Origin of the sequence: Cupriavidus numazuensis (assembly GCF_905397435.1) — a bacterium.
Lineage (GTDB): Bacteria > Pseudomonadota > Gammaproteobacteria > Burkholderiales > Burkholderiaceae > Cupriavidus > Cupriavidus numazuensis.
This window is the reverse complement of the sequence record NZ_CAJPVI010000050.1, coordinates 41916-62631: the sequence shown is the minus strand read 5'-3', so window position 1 is coordinate 62631 and position 20716 is coordinate 41916. Positions and strand designations below refer to the sequence as shown.

At 66.3% G+C, this 20716-nt stretch carries 20 protein-coding genes; 11 read left to right on the top strand and 9 right to left on the bottom strand.

What is annotated here, in order from left to right; all coding sequences use genetic code 11:
- Window positions 1-30: 30 nt before the first annotated feature.
- From mtgA to mpl, 8 genes are all read right to left on the bottom strand, one after another.
- On the bottom strand, window positions 31-732 hold the full coding sequence (gene mtgA, locus KHO41_RS31110) for a monofunctional biosynthetic peptidoglycan transglycosylase (RefSeq protein ID WP_211957094.1): 702 nt from the start codon (window positions 730-732) through the stop codon (window positions 31-33).
- Window positions 733-798: 66 nt separating this feature from the next.
- A complete protein-coding gene (aroE, locus tag KHO41_RS31105) occupies window positions 799-1683 on the bottom strand; it encodes a shikimate dehydrogenase (RefSeq protein ID WP_211957088.1) in 885 nt (294 codons plus the stop codon).
- Window positions 1683-2603 (bottom strand): energy transducer TonB, encoded by a 921-nt coding sequence (locus tag KHO41_RS31100; RefSeq protein WP_211957087.1) that lies wholly within the window; start codon window positions 2601-2603, stop codon window positions 1683-1685. The genes aroE and KHO41_RS31100 overlap by 1 nt, the downstream gene beginning before the upstream one ends.
- Before the next feature lie 139 nt (window positions 2604-2742).
- The gene (locus KHO41_RS31095) at window positions 2743-4881 is read right to left on the bottom strand and encodes a ribonuclease catalytic domain-containing protein (RefSeq protein ID WP_211957086.1); all 2139 of its coding nucleotides are present in this window, start codon (window positions 4879-4881) and stop codon (window positions 2743-2745) included.
- Window positions 4882-5061: 180 nt separating this feature from the next.
- A complete protein-coding gene (gene fabG / locus KHO41_RS31090) occupies window positions 5062-5802 on the bottom strand; it encodes a 3-oxoacyl-ACP reductase FabG (RefSeq protein WP_211957085.1) in 741 nt (246 codons plus the stop codon).
- A 35-nt stretch (window positions 5803-5837) separates the two neighbouring features.
- Complete coding sequence (locus tag KHO41_RS31085) at window positions 5838-6443, bottom strand: chorismate--pyruvate lyase family protein (RefSeq protein WP_211957084.1); 606 nt, start codon at window positions 6441-6443, stop codon at window positions 5838-5840.
- Entirely contained in the window at window positions 6440-7048 is a 609-nt protein-coding gene (locus tag KHO41_RS31080) for a YqiA/YcfP family alpha/beta fold hydrolase (RefSeq protein ID WP_211957083.1), read from the bottom strand. The genes KHO41_RS31085 and KHO41_RS31080 overlap by 4 nt, the downstream gene beginning before the upstream one ends.
- Before the next feature lie 10 nt (window positions 7049-7058).
- Window positions 7059-8432, bottom strand: a complete 1374-nt coding sequence (gene mpl, locus KHO41_RS31075) for a UDP-N-acetylmuramate:L-alanyl-gamma-D-glutamyl-meso-diaminopimelate ligase (RefSeq protein ID WP_211957082.1) — start codon at window positions 8430-8432, stop codon at window positions 7059-7061.
- Between the two features lie 197 nt (window positions 8433-8629).
- On the opposite strand from mpl, the gene KHO41_RS31070 reads away from it, so the two are divergent.
- The 10 genes from KHO41_RS31070 (at window position 8630) to KHO41_RS31025 (ending at window position 17817) form a co-directional block, all read left to right on the top strand.
- Window positions 8630-9319, top strand: a complete 690-nt coding sequence (locus tag KHO41_RS31070) for a UDP-N-acetylmuramate--alanine ligase (RefSeq protein WP_211957081.1) — start codon at window positions 8630-8632, stop codon at window positions 9317-9319.
- An 87-nt stretch (window positions 9320-9406) separates the two neighbouring features.
- Entirely contained in the window at window positions 9407-9955 is a 549-nt protein-coding gene (locus tag KHO41_RS31065) for a TlpA family protein disulfide reductase (protein WP_211957080.1), read from the top strand.
- Between the two features lie 215 nt (window positions 9956-10170).
- Window positions 10171-10659 carry a type II 3-dehydroquinate dehydratase gene (aroQ, locus tag KHO41_RS31060; protein WP_211957079.1) on the top strand — a complete coding sequence of 163 codons (489 nt, stop codon included), beginning with the start codon at window positions 10171-10173 and terminating at the stop codon, window positions 10657-10659.
- Between the two features lie 206 nt (window positions 10660-10865).
- Complete coding sequence (accB, locus tag KHO41_RS31055) at window positions 10866-11330, top strand: acetyl-CoA carboxylase biotin carboxyl carrier protein (protein ID WP_211957078.1); 465 nt, start codon at window positions 10866-10868, stop codon at window positions 11328-11330.
- Between the two features lie 190 nt (window positions 11331-11520).
- Complete coding sequence (gene accC / locus KHO41_RS31050; protein WP_211957077.1) at window positions 11521-12873, top strand: acetyl-CoA carboxylase biotin carboxylase subunit; 1353 nt, start codon at window positions 11521-11523, stop codon at window positions 12871-12873.
- Between the two features lie 38 nt (window positions 12874-12911).
- Window positions 12912-13805 carry a 50S ribosomal protein L11 methyltransferase gene (gene prmA / locus KHO41_RS31045; RefSeq protein ID WP_211957076.1) on the top strand — a complete coding sequence of 298 codons (894 nt, stop codon included), beginning with the start codon at window positions 12912-12914 and terminating at the stop codon, window positions 13803-13805.
- 9 nt (window positions 13806-13814) lie between these two features.
- Window positions 13815-15608: a zinc-ribbon and DUF3426 domain-containing protein gene (locus KHO41_RS31040; protein WP_211957075.1), complete on the top strand. Its 1794-nt coding sequence runs from the start codon at window positions 13815-13817 to the stop codon at window positions 15606-15608.
- A 137-nt stretch (window positions 15609-15745) separates the two neighbouring features.
- The gene (tpx, locus tag KHO41_RS31035; RefSeq protein ID WP_211957074.1) at window positions 15746-16246 is read left to right on the top strand and encodes a thiol peroxidase; all 501 of its coding nucleotides are present in this window, start codon (window positions 15746-15748) and stop codon (window positions 16244-16246) included.
- A 118-nt stretch (window positions 16247-16364) separates the two neighbouring features.
- A complete protein-coding gene (locus tag KHO41_RS31030) occupies window positions 16365-17312 on the top strand; it encodes a carbohydrate kinase family protein (protein WP_211957073.1) in 948 nt (315 codons plus the stop codon).
- A gap of 37 nt (window positions 17313-17349) precedes the next feature.
- Complete coding sequence (locus KHO41_RS31025) at window positions 17350-17817, top strand: outer membrane lipoprotein (RefSeq protein WP_211957072.1); 468 nt, start codon at window positions 17350-17352, stop codon at window positions 17815-17817.
- A gap of 281 nt (window positions 17818-18098) precedes the next feature.
- On the opposite strand, the gene KHO41_RS31020 is transcribed toward KHO41_RS31025, so the two are convergent.
- A complete protein-coding gene (locus tag KHO41_RS31020) occupies window positions 18099-18695 on the bottom strand; it encodes a histone H1-like DNA-binding protein (protein WP_211957071.1) in 597 nt (198 codons plus the stop codon).
- A 1529-nt stretch (window positions 18696-20224) separates the two neighbouring features.
- Here KHO41_RS31020 and KHO41_RS31015 point away from each other — a divergent pair.
- Complete coding sequence (locus KHO41_RS31015; RefSeq protein WP_211957070.1) at window positions 20225-20698, top strand: DUF2147 domain-containing protein; 474 nt, start codon at window positions 20225-20227, stop codon at window positions 20696-20698.
- Window positions 20699-20716 lie beyond the last annotated feature (18 nt).

The following is a 20716-nucleotide window of genomic DNA, read 5'->3' as shown; positions in this document are numbered from 1 at the left end:
AGGGGAGGAGCCGATCGGCGCGCCGTACGTTCAATCCGGCAACGTAGCCGCCCCCATCCGCCTTGCAATAATCCCCGCCTTCACCTTGAAGTTCACGCGCACATTCGCGCAGTACTCCTTCTTGTCGAAGCACTTGGGCGCAGGCAGCGCCGCCGCCAGGCGCGCGGCCTGCCCGACGCCGAGCTTCGCAGCGTTCGTACGGAAATAGTGCTGGGCCGCGGCCTCGGCACCGAACACGCCTTCGCCCCACTCCACCGAATTCAGGTAGATCTCGAAGATGCGCTGCTTGTCGAGCCAGAACTCGAGCATCCACGTGATGGCCAGTTCCTGGCCCTTGCGCAAGTAATGCTGCTCGGACGACAGGAACAGGTTCTTGGCGAGCTGCTGGGTGATGGTCGAACCGCCGCGCACGACGCGGCCGCGCTTCTTGTTGCGCTCCCACGCGTCGAGCATGGCGTCGATTTCGTAGCCGGGATGATTGACGAAGTCAGCGTCTTCGCTCGCGATCACCGCGCGCTTGAGGTTGCGCGAGATCTGGTCGTACGGCACCCAGCGGCGGTCGATGCTGCAGTTCCAGACGTTGAAGCCGCACAGGCGCCAGCGCTCGGCGCGAATGAACGACGTGGAAGACGGCGCCACGTACTGCCATGCGGCGATCTGCAGGAAGAAATAGACCTGCATCGCGACCACGCCGGCCACGATGCAGCCGAGCAGGAAACCGATCCAGCGCAGCGGGGAGAATGCCGTGCCGGCGGCGCGCGCAGAGCGCTGTCGGGTGGCCACGGGCACTGGCGGCGATCAGCCCTTGCGCTCGGCCTGCAGCGCGGCGCGCAGGTCGGCCAGCACGGGCGCGGTGCGCGGACGCACGCCGCGCCAGATGTAGAACGCTTCGGCTGCCTGTTCGACCAGCATGCCGAGACCGTCGGCCGTGCGCGCGCCGCATTGCGCAGCGTGCTGCAGGAATACGGTCGGCTCGGCGCCGTACATCATGTCGTAGGCGAGCACGCCTTCGCCGAGCAGGAACGCGGGCACCGGCGGCACTTCGCCATGCAGGCTGCTGGACGATGCGTTGATGACGACGTCGCACACATCTTCCTCGGACAACTGCTCGAGCGCATCGAGGCCACCGCCCCAGAGCTCCACGCCAAACGAATCTGCGGCTTCCACGAATTCTTCAAGCATGTCGCTCGCGCGCGAGGCCGTGCGGTTCGCCACGACGATGCGCGACGGCCGGCATTCGATCAGCGGCAGCATCGCACCCATGGCCGCGCCGCCCGCGCCGAGCAGCAGCACGCGCTTGTCTTCGAGCAGCGTGTCGAGGTTGTCCTGGATATCGCGCACCAGGCCAATGCCGTCGGTGTTGTCGCCGTGGATCAGGCCATCCTCGATCCACATCGTGTTGACCGCGCCCGCGGCTTCCGCGCGCGGCGTCAGGCGGTCGGCCAGGTCATAGGCCTGCAGCTTGAACGGCACGGTCACGTTAAAGCCGTAGCCACCTTCAGCCAGGAACGCGCGCATGGTCTCGGCGAACGCATCGAGCGGCGCTTCCAGGCGGCCATATTCAACGGCTTCGCCGGTCTGCCTGGCAAACGCGGCATGGATGTACGGGGAGCGGCTGTGCGCGACGGGGTTGCCGACCACGACATAGCGGTCAGCCGGCTGGGAGGATTCGGTGGATGTCATCAGCGTGCCTGCAAGCGGGTTTCCAGCCCGCTGCGCGAAAACTTGAAAGTGGAAATGACTTCGAGGATGTCCTGGCGCGCCGCCATCTCGGCCGTGAACGGACCGAACGGCGCGGCGGCGCGGACGATGGCGACGGCCTGGCGGTCGAGCGCTGGATCGCCCGAACTCTTGACCACGTCGATGGCGTCGACGTTGTAGCCGTCGCGGTTGTAGCCGAGCTTGCCGAGGCGGTTCACGTTGATCACGAGGATCAGCTGGCCGTACAGCGGCTTGCCGTTGCGTTGCGGGAAATCATTGGTGCCGCGCGCCTCGATCTTGCGACGCAGGCGGTCGTAATACTGGGCGTAGTCGACTTCCCTCGCGCTGGTGGCGGTGAGCTGGTAGCGCTTGGGCCGTTTGGCGTACTGCTCGAGATTGCGGCCGATCTCGGCTTCGAGCTTGGCCATCTCGTCGGTGGAGGTACGGTCGTCCTGGCCGCGCAGCGGGTCGTCCTGGCGCCGTTCGCCGGGCTTGAGCGGCTGGCTGCGCACGGTCGGGGCAGGTTCGCGCGACTGCGTCATCAGGCGCTGCTGCTCCTGCTCGAGTTGCTCGACGCGGCGCTGCACCTGGCGCACGAGGTCGCCGTCCTGCGACAGGGTCTGCGCGGGCAGCGGCGTGGTCGCGCGCTGCTGGTCGTGGTCGCCGCCACCGTCGAGGTTGGCCTGCGCCAGCACGTTGGCATTGCGCGGCTTCTGCGCGGACTTGGAGTTGACCAGCACCACGTCCAGCGCGGCATCCGAGCGCTTGATCTCGAATACCTCGGGCGCCGCGATCCGCACCATCAGCAGCACGAGATGGACGACTACCGAGATGATCAGCGCCTTGACCAGCGTATTGCTGGCATGCCACCAGTGGCGGGGATCGACGAGAGCGGCGTTCACGATGGGGGCTGGCTGGACAATGGCTTGGGAATCGCTAGGGAGACTCGCCGGGGCAGCATGGCGTCATGCGCCCCCGGGCCCGGCGGCTGCGCCGGGTCAGAAGGGCATTGTATGTGAGCCGCCAGCTTTTCCGAAGGGATCAGCCCTGGCCGGGAACAATGGTGTCGCGCGCGGCAGACGCCTGGTCGGCGTTGCCCTCGCTACCGCCCTCGCCGGGCTGGTCGCCAGCGTCGTCCTGTGCTGGCGCATCCCCTTGCGCCGACTGTTCGGCGGCCTGCTCCGCCGCCACTTCGGCGGCAGCTTCTGCCGAGACTTCAGCGGCTTCCTCGTCGCTTTCGTCGTCGCTCGCCAGTTCTTCTTCGGGCAACGCGCCCTCGCCGGCAAAGACTTCCAGCACCCGGCACGACACCTCGAGCGAGATTTCGTCGATCGGACCGATCTCCAGCAGCACCTGCGTGCCGCGCGGCGCCTGCATGAGTTCGGGCACGCGCGTGACCAGCGGGATCTCGGTGAAGCGCACCGCGCCTTCCTTGAGCGTGGTGGCCATCATGCGTTCGCGGCGTTCCTGCTGCAGCCAGCGCAGGCACCAGTAGCGTTCCATGGTCGACTGGTGGTCGGCATAGGCGGCGTAGGTGCCTTCGAAATCGGCCACAGCAGCCAGCAGATCGGCGTCCTTGGGCTTGAACGGCGCCACCAGCTTGGCCGTGATGCCATGCTGGGCGACCGCCAGGATCTGCCACTGGTTGACCAGGTCGACATAGCGGCGCAGCGGCGAAGTGCTCCATGCGTACTGCGCCACGCCCAGGCCTTCGTGCGGCGCCGGGTACGTCTGCATGCGCGTGCGGTGCATGCCCCAGGCCTTCTGCGTGCGGTAGATGCCCGGCACGCCGTTGTCGGCGAGCAGCTTGCCCCACGTGCTGTTGGCCAGGATCATCAGCTCGGCGACGATCTTGTCCAGCGGCGAACCACGCTTGCGCTGTTCGATGCGCACGCGCTGGCTGCCGTCGGCCTGGTCGTCGAGGTAGAAGTTGTAGTCCGCGCGGTTGTGCGACTCGGGCCGCAGGCCGCTCGCCAGGCGCGCCTTCTGGCGCTCGTCGTGCAGGGCGCCAGCGAAGTGCCACAGCCGCGTGAGCTGGGCGCGGAACGGATAATCGCCGGTGCCGTCGGCCAGCGAGGCCTCGGTGATGACATCGTCGAGCAGGTTATGGCGCAGGTTGGCCGCGATCATCACCATCTCGGCGCGCGACTCGCTGCCCAGCACCTGCCAGTGCGCCGGCTCGACCGTCACGTACAGCGACAGCGCGGGGCACTGGCGGCCTTCCTGCAGCGTGTAGCGTTCCACCACGCTGTCGGGCAGCATGGTGATCTTGTCGCCCGGGAAATAGACCGTGGACAGGCGCTGGCGCGCGATCGCGTCGAGCGGCTCGCCGCGGCGGATGCCGAGCGCCGGCGCCGCAATGTGGATGCCGATGCGCAGGTTGCCGTTGGGCAGTTCGGTGACCGACAGCGCGTCGTCGATTTCGGTGGTGGTCACGTCGTCGATCGAAAACGCCTCCACGTCCGCCACCGGCAGGTCGGCGGACGGCTCGGGCACCTCGACATCGGGGAAGCCCGTTCCCTTCGGGAAGCACTCGGCCAGGAACTTGGCCTCATGCAGCGCGCGCGCGCTGGCAACGCCGCCGACCGCCACCATCAGGCGCATCGGCGTCATGCCCAGTGCGGTGCAGGCGGCGTCCATCGCCTTGTATTCGAGGCTGTTCTTGTCCGGCTTGAACAGCAGTTGCAGCACCTTGTTGCGGAACGATTCCGGCAGCGTCAGCGCCTTGAGTTGTTCCTCGTACTCGGCCTGGACCAGCGCCTGCTGCTTCTTGCGCTCGAGCGCGGCCAATGCGGCCTGGAGCTGGTCTTCCGGCGCACGCTGGTAGCGTCCGCGGCCCTTGCGGCGGAAGTACACCGGGTTGCCGTGCAGGGCCATGGCCAGCGCCGCCTGCTGCACGGGGCCGGGGTCGGCGCCGTAGTATTCAGCGGCGAGTTCGGCAAAGCCGAATTCGGCTTCGGGCGCGCATTCCCACAGGAAATCGAGGTCGATCTCGCCGGTCATCTCGCCGGTCTGGCGCACCAGTTCGATCGCCGACGGCTGGGCAAACTGCAGCAGCACATCGCGCGATTTGACCTTGGTGCGCTTGCCGGCGGGCAATTCGACCTGGTAGGCCTCGCCCTGCTGGGCCAGCACGGTGCCGGCGCGAATCTCGCCGCCTTCTTCGAACAGCAACTGCATCGATCGGTACTTTCAGAAATGCCGGGAACCCCGCCGCATGAGCGGCCAAATCACGGGTTCCGGGGAGATAGTGTGAGCGCCCCTGCGGGCGGGCTGGCCGCAGGGGCCGAAAGCAAGATGATACCGCACCGTTTACGGCCGCTTCCGGGAAACCGGTACGGCGGCCGGCAACGGGTGACGTCAGAGCGACATGCCGCCGCTGGTTTCGATTGCCACGCCGTTGATGTAGCTGGCGTCGTCGCTGGCCAGGAACGCGTACACGCTGGCGATCTCCGACGGCTCGGCCAGCCGGCGCATCCAGCAGGATTCCTTCATGCCGTCGAGCACCTTCGGCGGCACGGTCTGCAGGATCTCGGTGTTGACGAAGCCGGGGCACACGGCATTCACGCGCACGCCCTTGGGCCCGAGCTCGCGCGCCCAGGTCTTGGTGAAGCCGATCACCCCGAACTTGCTGGCCGCGTAGTTGGTTTGGCCAAAGTTGCCGTACAGGCCGACCACGCTCGACGCGTTGAGGATCACGCCCTTGCCCTGCTCGCTCATGATGCCGGCGACGGCTTGCGCGCAGTTGAACACGCCCTTCAGGTTGACGTCGATGACGGCGTCGAACTGCGCCTCGGTCATCTTGGCCAGGCGCGCGTCCTTGGTGATGCCGGCGTTGTTGACGAGCACATCGATGCGGCCGTGCGCGGCCAGTACCGCGCCGACCATGGCGTCGACTTCGTCGCGGCGCGTCACGTCGACGCGGTAGGCTTCAACTGTGGCGCCGGTGGCGGCGAGCTTCGCCGCAGCTTCACGCACGCGCCCGTCCTGCACGTCGCAAAGTATGACGATGGCGCCCTCGGCAGCAAAACGCTCGGCCGTGGCAAACCCGATGCCCGCGGCGGCGCCGGTGATGATGGCAACGCGACCCTGCAATTTCATGATGTCTTCTCTTGTTGGTCTGGGTAGTGTGTGAATCAGGCAGGGCCCCGGTCTGATGCATAACCTTGCCGGAGTCCCCGCGATGGCCGTGCCAGCAGGTCCGGCAAAAAGACCTCTGTCACGAGCATGATGCCTGCGCCGCGCCGGAATACGGAGCGGCGCGCAGGCAGCATTGGCACCGGCCCCATGGCCGGCAGGATCCGCTGCAGCGCCTGGCGCAGCGGATGGTGCGGCAGCAGCCGCGCAAACTGGAACGGATCGCGCCGCACGGCCGGGTCGACGAACAAGCGCCCGCCGAGCGGTCGCTCGCCGAGCCCGCGCAAAAAGGGCCAGTCGCGTCGCGCATGGCGTTCGCGCACGACAGTGTGGGCGTAGATGGCGGGCTGTTCGTCGCAGATCAGCAGCACTTCGCGCGTGAGCGCCGGTTCCCGGCCGCATTGCCCGAGCACCTGCCATTCATCGAGGAATGGTCGCGCCGAGGCCTGGAACAGGCGGCGCACGCGAAAGCGTTCGGAAGCGGCGACCAATCGCGCGGTCAGCGAGCCTTCGCCCGTGACCCAATGCCGCAGGTTCGGCGGAATCGCCGGATCAAAGGGCAGGTGGCAGGTCCAGCCGCAGCGGCGCGCGTACTGCGCGCTCATGCCGCGCGGCCCGGCACCACGCCGCCAGGCCCGTAGCCGCAGAAAGCCAGTACGTCGTCGACGTAGTCCGCGAACTCGCTGATGCCGTGGTCGCTGCCAGAAATCACGCGGATGTGCGCACCCGTGCAGGCGGCCACCATCTCGCGGTAATCGAGCACTTCATCGCCGGTCGCGGCGAGCAGGTAATAGCGTTCGGGATGCGTGAGCGTATCGACGCGCAGGTCGAGCAGTTCCTGCATATGGCGCGGCTCGACGGTGACCGTGCCGCCGCCGTGCCACAGCGGCTGCTCGCCGATGTATTGCATCAAATCGGTCCACGGCTGGATGGCGGGGTTCAGCAGCACCGTGCGGCAGCCGTGACGCTCGCCAAGCCAGCGCGCGTAGAACCCGCCCAGCGAGGAACCGACGATCGCGATTTCCTGGTCGCCGCCCGCGCGCGCCGCGTGGATGGTGGCTTCGGCCTGTGCGATGGCCTGGGCCGGCGACACATTGAGCAAGGGGCAGGCGTAGTAGCGGCCTACGCCCCACTCGCGCATGCGCTCCTGCACCAGCCGCGCCTTGAACGACTGCGGCGAGGAGCGGAATCCGTGCAGGTACAGCAGCATGTCGGTGTCCTCAGCCTGCCGTACCCAACGCATCCAGCAGCTTCTGGTGCACGCCGCCGAAGCCGCCGTTGCTCATGACCAGCACCTGGTCGCCCGGCTGCGCGGCAGCGCGCACGGCCTCGACCAGTGCGCCGAGATCGTGGAACGCCGCCGCCTTCTTGCCCAGCGGCGCGAGCGCGCCGGCAAGGTCCCAGCCGAGTGCGTCCTTGCCGCTCGGCGCGCCATAGCCGAACACCAGGTCGGCCTGCTCGAGGCTGGCCGGCAACTGCGCCTTCATCACGCCAAGCTTCATGGTGTTCGAGCGCGGCTCCAGCACGGCCAGGATGCGCGCACCGCCGACACGGCGGCGCAGGCCGTCCAGTGTGGTCTGGATCGCGGTCGGATGGTGGGCGAAGTCGTCATAGACCGTCACACCTGCCGCCACGCCGCGCACTTCCATGCGGCGCTTCACATTGGCGAAGCGGCCCAGCGATTCGATCGCCTGCGCAACCGGCACGCCGACGTGGCGCGCGGCGGCAATCGCGGCCAACGCATTCATGCGGTTATGGGTGCCCTGCAGGTCCCAGCTCACGCGGCCCTGCACGGCGTCGCCGAACCACACGTCGAACGCATCCTTGCCATCGTCGGTGCCCGCGTCGCTTTCGCGCCAGTCACCGACGCCGAACTGCTCGACTTCGCTCCAGCAGCCGCGCTCGATCACGCGCGCCAGGCTCGCTTCGAGGCCATTGACGACAAGACGCCCCTGCCCTGGCACCGTGCGCACGAGATGGTGGAACTGCGTTTCGATCGCGTCGAGATCAGGGAAGATGTCGGCGTGATCGTATTCGAGGTTGTTCAGGATGGCCGTGCGCGGGCGGTAGTGAACGAACTTGCTGCGCTTGTCGAAGAAGGCGGTGTCGTATTCATCGGCCTCGATCACGAAGAAATCCGACTCCGTCACGCGCGCCGAGATGCCGAAGTTCTGCGGCACGCCGCCCACGAGAAAGCCGGGGTTGTAGCCGGCGTCTTCAAGGATCCACGCGAGCATCGACGTGGTGGTGGTCTTGCCGTGCGTGCCGGCCACGGCCAGCACCCACTTGCCGGCCAGCACATGTTCGCCAAGCCATTGCGGGCCCGACACATAGGGCAGGTTGCGGTTGAGGATGGCTTCCATCAGCGGATTGCCGCGCGACACCACGTTGCCGATCACGAACAGGTCCGGCTCGAGCGAGAGCTGGGCCGGATCGAAGCCTTCGATCAGCTCGATGCCCTGGGCTTCGAGCTGGGTGCTCATCGGCGGATAGACATTGGCATCACAGCCCGTGACACGGTGACCCGCCTGCTTGGCGAGCACCGCCAGGCCGCCCATGAAAGTGCCGCAGATGCCAAGGATATGTATATGCATGGGGTTCCCGGAAAGACTTGAGACCGGCCGGGCCGGTCGGCATGCCAGCGATGATCCGTCGGACCATGCCGCGCAGGAAGGCCCTGATTGTACCCGAGCACTTCCGCGCTTCGCTGCACTGCGGCAGCGCTTGCGACGACGCTTGCCACCCCAGTTGCCCCCTGCGGTCCCCGCCCCTGCTCCGGTATCATCGGGACATGTCCCGACGCATCCTTTCCGACCCCGTCCGCCTGCGCGAAGAGATTGCGCAGGCCGCGGCACGCATGATCGCCGAAGACGGCGCCGACTACGCCACCGCCAAGCGCAAGGCCGCGCGCCAGTTGCTCGGCGAACAGCGCGTGGCCGGCGAATGGCTGCCTGATAACGAGATGATCGAAGCCGAAGTGCGCGCTTATCAGGCACTTTTCCACGCCGATACGCAGCCGCGCATTCTGGCGCTGATGCGGCGCCTCGCCGTCCTGGCCATGGAAGATCTCGCGCCTTTCCGGCCTTACCTGGTGGGCGCCGTACTGAACGGCACCGCGACCGAGCACTCAGATATCTATCTGCAGTGCTTCTGCGACAGCCCCAAGGACGCCACGCTGCATCTGCTCAATGCCGGCGTCGACTTCGAGACCAGCGAGACCCGCCACTTCAACGGCCGCGGCGAAGTCGAGACGCTGAGCTTCCTCTGGAAGGGCCAGTGGCCCGATCGCCGCGAAGCGCGCCTGCTCGCCGGCGAAGTGCGCGCGGAGCTCGGCGCTCCGGTCGGTATTCATATTGCTCTGTATGATGCCGACGATGAACGCGGCGCGGTGCGCACGGACGCGAGCGGCCGCGTGAACCGCGCCGACCTGCAAGCCGTGCAGGCCTTGCTGGCGGCCAGCGACGCCGGCGATTCGAACTGAGTCAGCGCGGCCCTGTCACAAGATCACATCTGCCGGCATCTGCGCTGAACGCGGCGCCCGCACAGCTCGCTCTTCTTACGAGGCTCCATGAACGCTCCCACCCAGAACCCCGTCCGCCGGTCCCGCCTTTGGCTGTGGGTCGCCGTAGCCGTGGTGGCCTGCGCCGCCGGCGCGCTGGCCGGCCAATTCGTGTTCGCGCCGAAAGCCGCGTCAGACCACGCCGTGGAAACCTTCTTCCAGACCCGGCTCCCGGACCCCAGCGGCACCGATATCGATCTGGGCAAGCTGCGCGGCAAGACCGTGGTGGTCAACTTCTGGGCGCCTTGGTGCGGGCCGTGCGTGGAAGAAATGCCCGAGCTCACCGCGCTGCATGCCGAGTACGCGCCCCGTAAGGTCGAGTTCGTCGGGATCGGCATCGATTCGGCGGCCAACATCCAGCAGTTCGTCAAGAAGGTGCCCGTCGCCTATCCGCTCGCGGTAGCTGGCTTCGCGGGAACGGAACTGTCGCGTAATTTCGGCAACGCTGCGGGTGGCCTGCCCTACACGGTGGTGATCAACCCCGACGGATCCGTCAAGTACCGCAAGATGGGGCGCGTGACTTCCGACGAATTGCGCGCCGTTCTGCCACGTTCGTAGTGGAGCAAGGGGCATAACACGCTTCTTCAGTCAAGTTCGCCGAAACCGTGGTGAACTTGCACTGAAACAGAGCGCATATTGCCCGGGAGTCGCCAATGTGGCCTAATCACCCCGCCAGCGCCGGCGAAGTACGTGAAGGCTTGTATCGCGTGCTAGACAAATCCCTCTAAGCTACGGTAATCTCCGCGCAATTTCGTTGAACTGGTCGAGCCGCCGTGACTGCAACCCGCTCCATCCGTCGCTCTGCCCGCTACCGCAAGGTGCTGGTCCTGCATGGGCCGAACCTCAACCTGCTGGGCACGCGCGAGCCGGAGACGTACGGGCACACCACGCTGGCCGATATCGACGCCGCACTGGCGCAGCACGCCGCCGACGCCGGTATCGCGTTGTCGTCGTTCCAGTCCAACCATGAAGGGGCACTGGTCGACCGCGTGCATGCCGCACGCACGGAAGGGGTGGACTTCATCATCATCAACCCGGCCGCCTATACGCATACCAGCGTAGCGCTGCGCGATGCACTGGCCGGCGTGGCCATTCCGTTTGTCGAAGTGCACCTGTCGAACGTGCATCGCCGCGAAAGCTTCCGCCACCATTCCTATTTCTCCGATCTCGCGGTCGGCGTGATCTGCGGACTGGGCTGGCAGGGCTATCTGCTGGCGCTGGACTATGCTCTCGGGTTGGAGCAGCCGCCGCCGAAGGGCTGAGACGCGGCTGAGACGCCCAAGCAGAACGACGTACAAAGACAAAGCAAAGGCTTTACCCGAAAACATGATGCGCGCCGCCTCGCGGCCGCGCCTGCAGCGTGCGCAGCAAGCACGGCGGGCGCGGAGAGCTGGTGGCCGTACCGACGATTTCTTCCGCCGCTGCCCGCGAGGGCATGCCCGGACAACCTGATTCAGGAGGATAGAAGATGGACCTGCGCAAGCTGAAGACGCTGATCGACCTGGTGGCCGAATCCGGCATCTCGGAGCTGGAAGTCACTGAAGGCGACGGCAAGGTTCGCATCGTCAAGCAACCGCCGCAAGTCATCGCCGCGCCGATGGCCATGCCGCAAATGCAGGCGCTGCCGGTCATGCCCGCCGCTGCTCCGGCAGCCAGCGCCCCGGCAGCCGCTGAAGCGGCCGCCCCGCAGCTTCCCGCCGGTCACATCGTGACCTCGCCGATGGTCGGCACGTTCTACCGCGCACCGTCGCCGGGCGCCGCGCCGTTCGTCAACGTCGGCGATGCGGTCAAGGAAGGCCAGACCGTCTGCATCATCGAAGCCATGAAGCTGCTCAACGAGATCGAGTGCGACAAGGCCGGCGTCATCAAGGAAATCCTGGTCGAAAACGGCCAGGCGGTGGAATACGGCCAGCCGCTGTTCGTCATCGGCTAATGCTGCCCGGCATGCCGCGCCGCCCTGCCCCCGGGCGACAGCGGCCTGCCGGATCTCGTGGATGTTCGCACGTTGCGAACTGCATCCCTTGCCATGAAGCGGCCCCTGGCCCCGCCAGTTTCCCGGCCGCGCACCCCGCGTGCCGCGGCGGCACCTGGCGGGACCGCTCCCGTTCTCGCAGAGAGAGACCATGTTTGAAAAAATTCTGATCGCGAACCGCGGTGAAATTGCCCTTCGCATCCAGCGCGCCTGCCGCGAGCTGGGCATCAAGACCGTGGTGGTGTACTCGGAAGCCGACAAGGAAGCCAAGTACGTGAAGCTGGCCGACGAAGCCGTGTGTATCGGCCCGGCCCCGTCGCCGCTGTCCTACCTGAACATGCCTGCCATCATCTCGGCCGCCGAGGTGACCGACGCGCAGGCGATCCACCCGGGCTACGGCTTCCTGTCGGAGAACGCCGACTTTGCCGAGCGCGTGGAGAAGTCCGGTTTCGTCTTTATCGGCCCGACCGCCGATAGCATCCGCCTGATGGGCGACAAGGTCTCGGCCAAGCAGGCCATGATCAAGGCCGGCGTGCCGTGCGTGCCGGGCTCGGAAGGCGCACTGCCTGACGATCCCGCCGAAATCGTCGCGACGGCGCGCCGCGTGGGTTACCCGGTCATCATCAAGGCTGCCGGCGGTGGTGGTGGCCGCGGCATGCGCGTGGTGCACACCGAGGCCGCGCTGGTCAACGCCGTCAACATGACGCGCGAAGAAGCCGGCCGTGCTTTCGGCAACCCCGAGGTCTACATGGAGAAGTTCCTGGAGAATCCGCGCCACGTGGAGATCCAGATCCTTGCCGACCAGCACAAGCAGGCCATCTGGCTGGGCGAGCGCGACTGCTCCATGCAGCGCCGCCACCAGAAGGTGATCGAGGAAGCGCCCGCACCGCACATTCCGCGCCGCCTGATCGAGCGCATCGGCGACCGCTGCGCCGAGGCCTGCCGCAAGATGGGCTACCGTGGCGCCGGCACGTTCGAATTCCTGTACGAGAACAACGAGTTCTACTTCATCGAAATGAACACGCGCGTGCAGGTCGAGCACCCGGTCACCGAGATGATCACGGGCATCGACATCGTGCAGGAACAGATCCGCATCGCGTTCGGCGAGAAGCTGCGCTACCGCCAGAAGGATGTGCAGTTCCGTGGCCATGCGATCGAATGCCGCGTGAATGCCGAAGACCCGTTCAAGTTCATCCCGTCGCCGGGCCGCATCACCGCCTGGCACATGCCCGGCGGCCCCGGCGTACGCGTCGACTCGCACGCGTATGATGGTTACTTCGTCCCGCCGAATTATGATTCGATGATCGGCAAGATCATCACCTACGGCGCTACCCGCGAGCAGGCGATTGCCCGCATGCGGATCGCGCTGTCGGAGATGGTGGTGGACGGTATCCAGACCAACGTGCCGCTGCACCGCGAGCTGATGATGGACGCCAACTTCGTCGAAGGCGGCACCAGCATCCACTATCTCGAGCATCGCCTGGCGCAGCGCGAGAAAGCCTGACGCGGCAACTGCCGCACCTGCTGTACAAAAGGAAGCCCGTGGCCTTTCAGGAATGTGTGATCGAAGTGGCGCAGGACCAGGCCGAAGCCTGGTCCTGCGCCCTGTTCGACCTTGGCGCGCTGTCGGTGTCGGTGGAAGATGCCGATGCCGACACGCCGGACGAGCAGCCGCTGTTCGGCGAGCCCGGGCTCGAGCCGACCAAGCTCGCGTGGAACCGCTCGCGCGTGGTGGCGCTGTTCGGCGACGATACCGACCCGGTACTCGTCGTCGCGGCCGCGTCGAATGCGCTCGGCATCGATCCGGTGCCGGCATACGCACTGCGCGACGTCGAGGACCAGGACTGGGTGCGTCTCACGCAGTCCCAGTTCGAGCCGATCCGTATCGGCGAGCGCATCTGGGTCGTGCCGTCGTGGCATGACGCGCCGGAGCCCGATGCCGTGGTGCTGGAACTCGATCCGGGCCTGGCCTTCGGCACCGGCAGCCATCCGACCACGCGCCTGTGCATGCAGTGGCTCGAGCAGAACCTGAAGGCCGGCGAAACCGTGCTCGACTACGGCTGCGGTTCCGGCATTCTCGCCATCGTCGCGAAGAAGCTCGGTGCGGGCGATACGCTCGGCATCGACATTGATCCGAATGCCGTGGAAGCGTCGCGCTACAACGCCGAGCGCAACCAGGTCCAGGCCGACTTTGCCTTGCCGGAGTCGGTGTCGGAAGCGACGTATGATCTCGTCGTCGCCAATATCCTCTCCAACCCGCTCAAGCTGATGGCTGCCATGCTCAGCGCACGCGTGCGCTCCGGCGGACGCCTGATCCTGTCGGGCGTGCTCGAGCGGCAGGCAGAGGAAGTGGCCGCGGCCTACGCCCCCTGGCTGCCGCTGAGTGTGTGGCGCAGCGAGGAAGGCTGGGTCTGCCTGCACGGCACGCGTCCCTGAGGTGCGCCGATGGCCGCCGCCAAGCTTGTCACGCGCTGCCCGGCCTGCCGCACGGCCTTTCGGCTCGTGGCCGACCAGTTGCGGCTGCGCCAGGGGCTCGTGCGTTGCGGACACTGCGAAACTGTCTTCGATGCGCGCGAGCACCTGATCGAAGTGCCGGCGCCGGCGGCCTCCCCCGCCGCGCCGTCGCTGCACGGGCAGCCTGAACCTGCGGCACCCGCGGGCGCGACCGAAGTCGACAAGGAAGTCGACACCGAGTCCGAAGCCACGCCGGCGTCATCCGCCGCCGTGTTCGATCCCGGCTACGACCCCGGGTACGACGTGCCCGCGCTCGATTCGCCGACCATGATGATGGCTCCCGCCGAGGACGAAGAAGAAGCGCCCTTCGACGTGGAAGACGATGCCGTGCAAGAGCCGGCGTCATCGTGGGCAGCACCCGAACCCTCCCCCCACGGCATTGCACAGCCTGCGCTGCAGGAAGCGCTACCTGAAGCCCCGGCCGAGATCCATGGCGGGCATGCGGAAGAGACTGCGGGCGAAGACACCGAATTGCAGCCCACGCAAGCCGAAGCGACGGAAGCAACGGAAGCGACGGAAGCTGCCGAAGCGGAGCCTGAGGCCGAACCTCACACCGAACCTCACAACGAACCTGAACCTGAACGCGAGTCCGTTGAAGCGGAACAGCCGGAAGTCGGACCCGTCGCGGCCGCCAACGGCGTGCATCATGCCGAGCAGGATGAACCGCACGAAGCGCCGGAATCCGCCGCCATCGTGACCGCTCACGCCCCCTGGCCAACGCTCGATCACTCCGCGTTTGAAGATGAGGAGCCTGCTCCGGTTGCGCAGGGCGCGATGCAAGCTGCAGCACAGGAAGACGCGGCCGATGAACCGGCCAGCGGGCTGCTTGCGGAGTCGCCCGCCGAACCCGTGCTGCGCAGTGCCAGCGAGTTCTTGCGCGCGCAGTCCAGCGACAGCACCGAAGTGCCTGCCCTGGCGGACGCCGCGCCAACAACTTACGAAGCTGTCCCCGAGACGCACCGTGAATACGGACACGAAGGCCACGACGCTGACCACGAATCCGCGCACGCGTCCGGACACGAATCCGGACCGGATTACGGCCGCAATCTCGGCCCCACGTATGGGCCGAGCACCGGCGATGCCTTCAGTGCCACCGCCGGCGCCATCGCGCGCGAGAATGCCACGCGGCGCTGGGCCCGCGAGGAGCCGCAAATGGGCCCGGCGTTTGCGCCCGACTTCCTGCGCCAGGCCCGCGAGCGCGAACGCGAACGCGCGCGCGAGGCCGCGGCGACCCCGGCGCCGCCGCGCTTTCGCTACGGCTGGCATATCGCGGCGGGCGTGCTGGCCCTGGGCGTGGTCATGCAGGGGTTGTACCTGATGCGCGGGCAGCTTGCGGGCCACTTCCCGGCGCTGCGTCCTGTGCTCGAAGCCGCATGCGCGCCGCTCGGCTGCGTCGTGCCGCCCTGGCGCGACATCGACGCGCTGCGCATCGATACCTCGCAGTTGCAGAAGCAGGAAGAAGGCAGCGACGCCTATCTGCTTGCCGTCACGCTGCGCAACCAGGGCCGTGCCACGACGGCCTTGCCCGCGATCGAGCTGGTCATGACCGACTTGCAGGACCAGCTGCTGCTGCGCCGTGTGCTGGAACCCTCGGAATACCTGGAGCCCGCGCAAAAGACCTTTGCCACGCATGGCCTTCGTGCGGGCATGGAACTGCCGGTTCGGGTACGATTCCGGACTCAGCAGGCGGCGGCCAACTACCGCGTGCTGATTTTCTATCCATAAGGTCTGTTCACGCACACGACGCACACGCGTTTCACAGGTGAACGGCCCCCTGGATTCCGCAGGCTTGCCGCCGAAGGCCGAATCGAGTCCGGCAGCAAGCTGCGCCCCCCGAAGACCCTGAACAGGAAGGAGCAGAGATGAGCAACGTGACCCTCGGCGGCAACGCTATCGAAGTGGCTGGCAAGTTCCCGCAACCTGGCGAGAAGGCCGCCGATTTCAAGCTGGTCGGCAAGGACCTGAAGGACGTGACGCTGGCCGACTTCGCCGGCAAGCGCAAAGTGCTGAATATCGTACCGAGCCTGGACACCCCGGTGTGCCAGGCATCGGCCCGCAAGTTCAACGAGGCCGCCAGCGGCCTGGCCAACACCGTCGTTCTGACCGTCTCGGCCGACCTGCCGTTCGCCATGGGCCGCTTCTGCAGCGCTGAAGGCCTGGACAACGTGGTGCCGCTGTCGACCATGCGTGGCGCTGAGTTCAAGGGCAACTACGGCGTGGACATCAAGTCCGGCCCGCTGGCTGGCGTGACCGCGCGTGCCGTGGTGGTGCTCGACGAAAACAACGTCGTCAAGTACAGCCAGCTGGTGCCCGAGATCAAGACCGAGCCGGATTACGACGCCGCGCTGGCCGCACTGAAGTAAGCTGCCCCGGCAATCCGCACCGGCCGCCTGCATTCCCGGGGCGGCCGCTTCTGTTTTCTGAAACCCCCGGGCTGTACGCGTGCAAGCAGCCCGACCATCCCAAGTACCTGGAGAGAGCATGGCCAGCCTGATCTGCGGCTCCGTCGCCTACGACACCATCATGACGTTCGACGGACGCTTCCGCGAACACATCCTGCCGGACCAGATCCACATGCTGAACGTCTCGTTCCTGGTGCCCGGCATGCGGCGCGAGTACGGCGGCTGCGCCGGCAACATCGCGTTCACGCTCAAGATGCTCGGCGGCGAGCCCGTGGTCATGGCCACGGTGGGCGCCGACGCCGAACCGTACCTGCAATACCTGCGCGGGCAGAACATCGACACCACGCATATCCGCGTGCTGCCCGACACGTTCACGGCGCAGGCGATGATCACCACCGACCTGGACAACAACCAGATCACCGCGTTCCACCCGGGCGCGATGAGCCAGTCGCAGCTCTCCAACGTGAAGGACGCGCTCGGCGGCAGCCAGCCGCCGACGCTTGGCATCGTCGCGCCGGACAGCCGCGAGGGCATGCTGCACCACGCACGCCAGTTCGCCGAGACCGGTATTCCGTTCATCTTTGACCTCGGTCAGGCCATGCCGCTGTTCAACGGCGAAGACCTGCGGGAGTTCGTTGAACTCGCCAGCTACGTGACAGTCAATGACTACGAAGCGCAGGTCCTGCTGTCTCGCACGGCCTGGACCAGCGCCGAGGTTGCCGCGAAGGTTCGTGCCTTCATCGTCACGCACGGCGAACGCGGCGCCAGCATCTTTGCCGATGGTCAGCAGTACGCGATCCCGGCCGTTCCGGCCGAGCGCATCGTGGACCCGACCGGCTGTGGCGACGCCTTCCGCGGTGGCCTGCTGTTCGGCATCGAAAACGGGTTAGACTGGGAAACCACTGGCCGCCTGGCATCGCTGATGGGATCGATCAAGATCGCACAGCAGGGTCCGCAGAACCACTGGCTGCCCCTCGACGAGATCGGCAACCGTTTCCAGTCTGCATTCGGTTACCGCTACGCCTGACCTGCGGCCGGGGCGTGGCACATTGACGGGAATTCACATGAACAACAAGCTCCGAACCGGTGTCGTCACCATGCTTGCCGTGACTGCACTGGTCAGCGGCTGCGCCACGGAATCCAACTCCAACAGCGTCTACTCGACCGGGCAGGCGCAGCGCGAGCAGACGGTGCGCTACGGCGTCGTCGAAGGCGTGCGTGACGTGATGATCCAGGGCAGCCAGACCGGTGCCGGCACGCTCGCCGGCGGCGCGATCGGCGGCGTGGCCGCAGGCAGCCTGATCGGCAGCGGCAACGGCTCGGTGGCCGCCGGCATCCTCGGCGCGGTGCTCGGCGGCATTGCCGGCAGCGCGACCGAAAACAAGGTCAACCAGCGGCGCGGACTCGAGATCACCGTGCGGCTCGAAAATGGCGAGATGCGCGCGATCACGCAGGAAGCCGACGAGCTGTTCCGGCCCGGCGACCGCGTCCGGCTGCTGTCCTCGGGTGGCGTCACGCGGGTCACGCACTGATCCGTCCACGTTCCGGGCTTTGCTGAAGGCGCCGTATCCGCGAGGATGCGGCGTTTTTCTTTTGTGGTCGCCGCCAGCGCAAGCTCAGGCGGTGAATTCGCAAGGCGACTCTGCGGCAGGGAACCCCAAAAGAAAAAACCCGCCGGGCATCAGCCATCGGCGGGTGGTGCAAGACTGGTGTCTTGCAGACCGGATACGGCGTATCCGGCCACTATGGCACGCTATACGTGCCCGGGTGACCCCTTGCGGAAGTCGTAGTCCCCACTCTGTCGAGCGAAAACTTACGGACGGTTGCCCGTCGGGAACGGCCATGCGGCGGCCGGGTTCAGCGCGGTCTTGGCAGCGGAAGCAGGAGCAACGGCGGGCGCAGCGGCAGGGGCAGCCGCAGGGGCAGCCTTGGCCTTCTTCGCAGCCGGCTTCTTGGCGGCAGCCTTCTTCGCAGCAGGCTTGGCAGCGGACTTCTTCGCAGCAGCCTTCTTGGCCGGTGCAGCCTTCTTGGCAGCGGCCTTCTTGGCCGGTGCTGCCTTCTTGGCGGCGACCTTCTTGACTGCAGCCTTCTTGGCCGGTGCTGCCTTCTTGGCTGCAACCTTCTTCACTGCGGCCTTCTTGGCCGGTGCTGCCTTCTTGGCTGCAACCTTCTTCACTGCGGCCTTCTTGGCCGGCGCTGCCTTCTTGGCGGCGACCTTCTTCACAGCAGCCTTTTTGGCCGGTGCTGCCTTCTTGGCTGCAACCTTCTTCACAGCGGCCTTCTTGGCGGCCGGTGCTGCCTTCTTGGCGGCTACCTTCTTCACAGCGGCTTTCTTGGCCGGTGCAGCCTTCTTGGCTGCCGGCTTGGCGGCCTTCTTAGCCGCCGGCTTCTTCTTTGCAGTCGTTGCCATGGATAACTCCTTCACTAGAGAGTGAATATCGAATGACCTAAGTTGGCGACCCGACCGACCCGAGGCGCAGCGTACTGCCGTTACCCCAGTCGAGCGAGCGATTCATCGGCGCACGGCTTTACCTCCGCCGCACGCTAATGAATTCGGTAGCAGGGCCGTCGCCGATGGCGACGCACTGGCGGCAAGGCGGGCCCGCAAGCGGGCTCCGGGCACTTGCCGCGCCCCGGAATATTCGATCGGCCCACGCCGCCCGTCGAGTCGGCGTGCAGCCAGCAATGAGGAGATATCGGACGGCTTGCCTGCGGTGCGGGCATGGCCTCGCGCACGGCAGACGGCATTCATCTTGAGGTAGCTGGCCCATCCCGTCTCTGGGCCAAAGGAGACTGCACGCGTTTTAAGAAGCCGGTTCGGCTTGGTCTGCGTCAAAGTTCTCGTGCTCCTCAGCTACCTGCATCACGTGTCACTGTGTCACTGTGTCACTGCATCGAAGCGCGCATCGCGCTCATCGTTCGATCTTGCTTCCTGCTTCGATGCAATGAAGTGGGACTCTTGTCAAGGCGAATCATAATTCGTTTGCACGATGATGTTAAGAAAAAAGTGCAAAAAAACTTGCGTGCGTGCGCATGTCGATCTAGTTCATGTGCGCCGCCTCGCGAAGACATCGCCGACACCCTCGCGCGACGACGTCCGCATGCATCCACACACGACCTGTTCGACGATGCGAACACGCGCCGCGACACACGCGAATGCAAGCTCTCCAACACCGCCGGACAGTCGCCTCGCATCACGCGCGACGGCATCGCGAATACGGCGCGGCACGGCGCGCAATCACGCGCGACGAACCTCGCTCCGACTGGAAACCCGCATGAATAAAGGCTTTCCGGCAGATGAAGCAACACCGCGCCGAGCACGTTCCGTTGCTGGCTGCTCAGACATGCCACCACGCACGCGGCCATCGCGACAGTCGCACCACTATCCGTTCCGACACACAACGCACGCGATGATTCACTCGCCGCGATGACGTGCGCGATGGACTCGCGCATCGATGTCCGCGATGACGAGAGACAGTGATGCGCCAGCGCAACGATTTGCATCGACGCAACAACTTCGCAGCGTTCGAAGCGTTGCGATCCGGCAAAGCTTTTGCAATGAACGCAGGTTGCGATGCCCGAAGGCAACGATCGGCATGCATGTCCGCACGCGTCGACCGATGCCGATGTCCCCGCATTCGTCCGACAGCGGGACGCCGACAAGGCGCGCGATGCAGCGGCTTAGAGGAATGCTTCGGCACCTCGCACGACGCGCTTTGCTGCGATACAGAATTCCCGCAAACGGCGCGCGCATGCGGCTTTCGGACAAGTGCACGGCGGCATGCCCGCCGTTCGGCCGCCAGCGTGCCGATTGCCGAGCGTCAACCGTGCCAGTAGATTGGCGTGCACGCCTGACACCACCAGACTGTGCGACAGGCCACGCTGCATGGCTGCCGGCATCGCGCGCGCGACAGCCACAACTACCCGAGAGGAGACTTCATGCGCATTCATCCCCACGCCACCACCGCGCGCACGCTGCTGCGCGCCGGCATGTTCGCCGCCGCCATGCTCGCAAGCGCAGCAGCGCTTGCGCAGGCGACACCCAGCGGCAGCTGGAAGACCATTGACGACTCCACCGGCAAGCCGCGCGGGCTGGTCGAGATCACCGAGAAGAACGGCGTCTACAGCGGCCGCCTGGTGAAGACATTTGTCGAGGGCGACGGCAAGCCCAAGGTATGCGAGAAGTGTACGGACGCGCGCAAGGACCAGCCCATCATCGGCATGACCATCCTGTCCGGCCTGCGCAAGACCGGCGACAACGAATGGAGCGGCGGCGAGATCCTCGACCCCGAGAACGGCAAGGTCTACAAGAGCAAGATGTCGCTGTCCGATGACGGCAGCAAGCTCAACGTGCGCGGCTTCATCGGCATCAGCCTGCTGGGCCGCACGCAGACCTGGGAGCGCGAGCGCTGATCGTGCGTGAGGGTTACC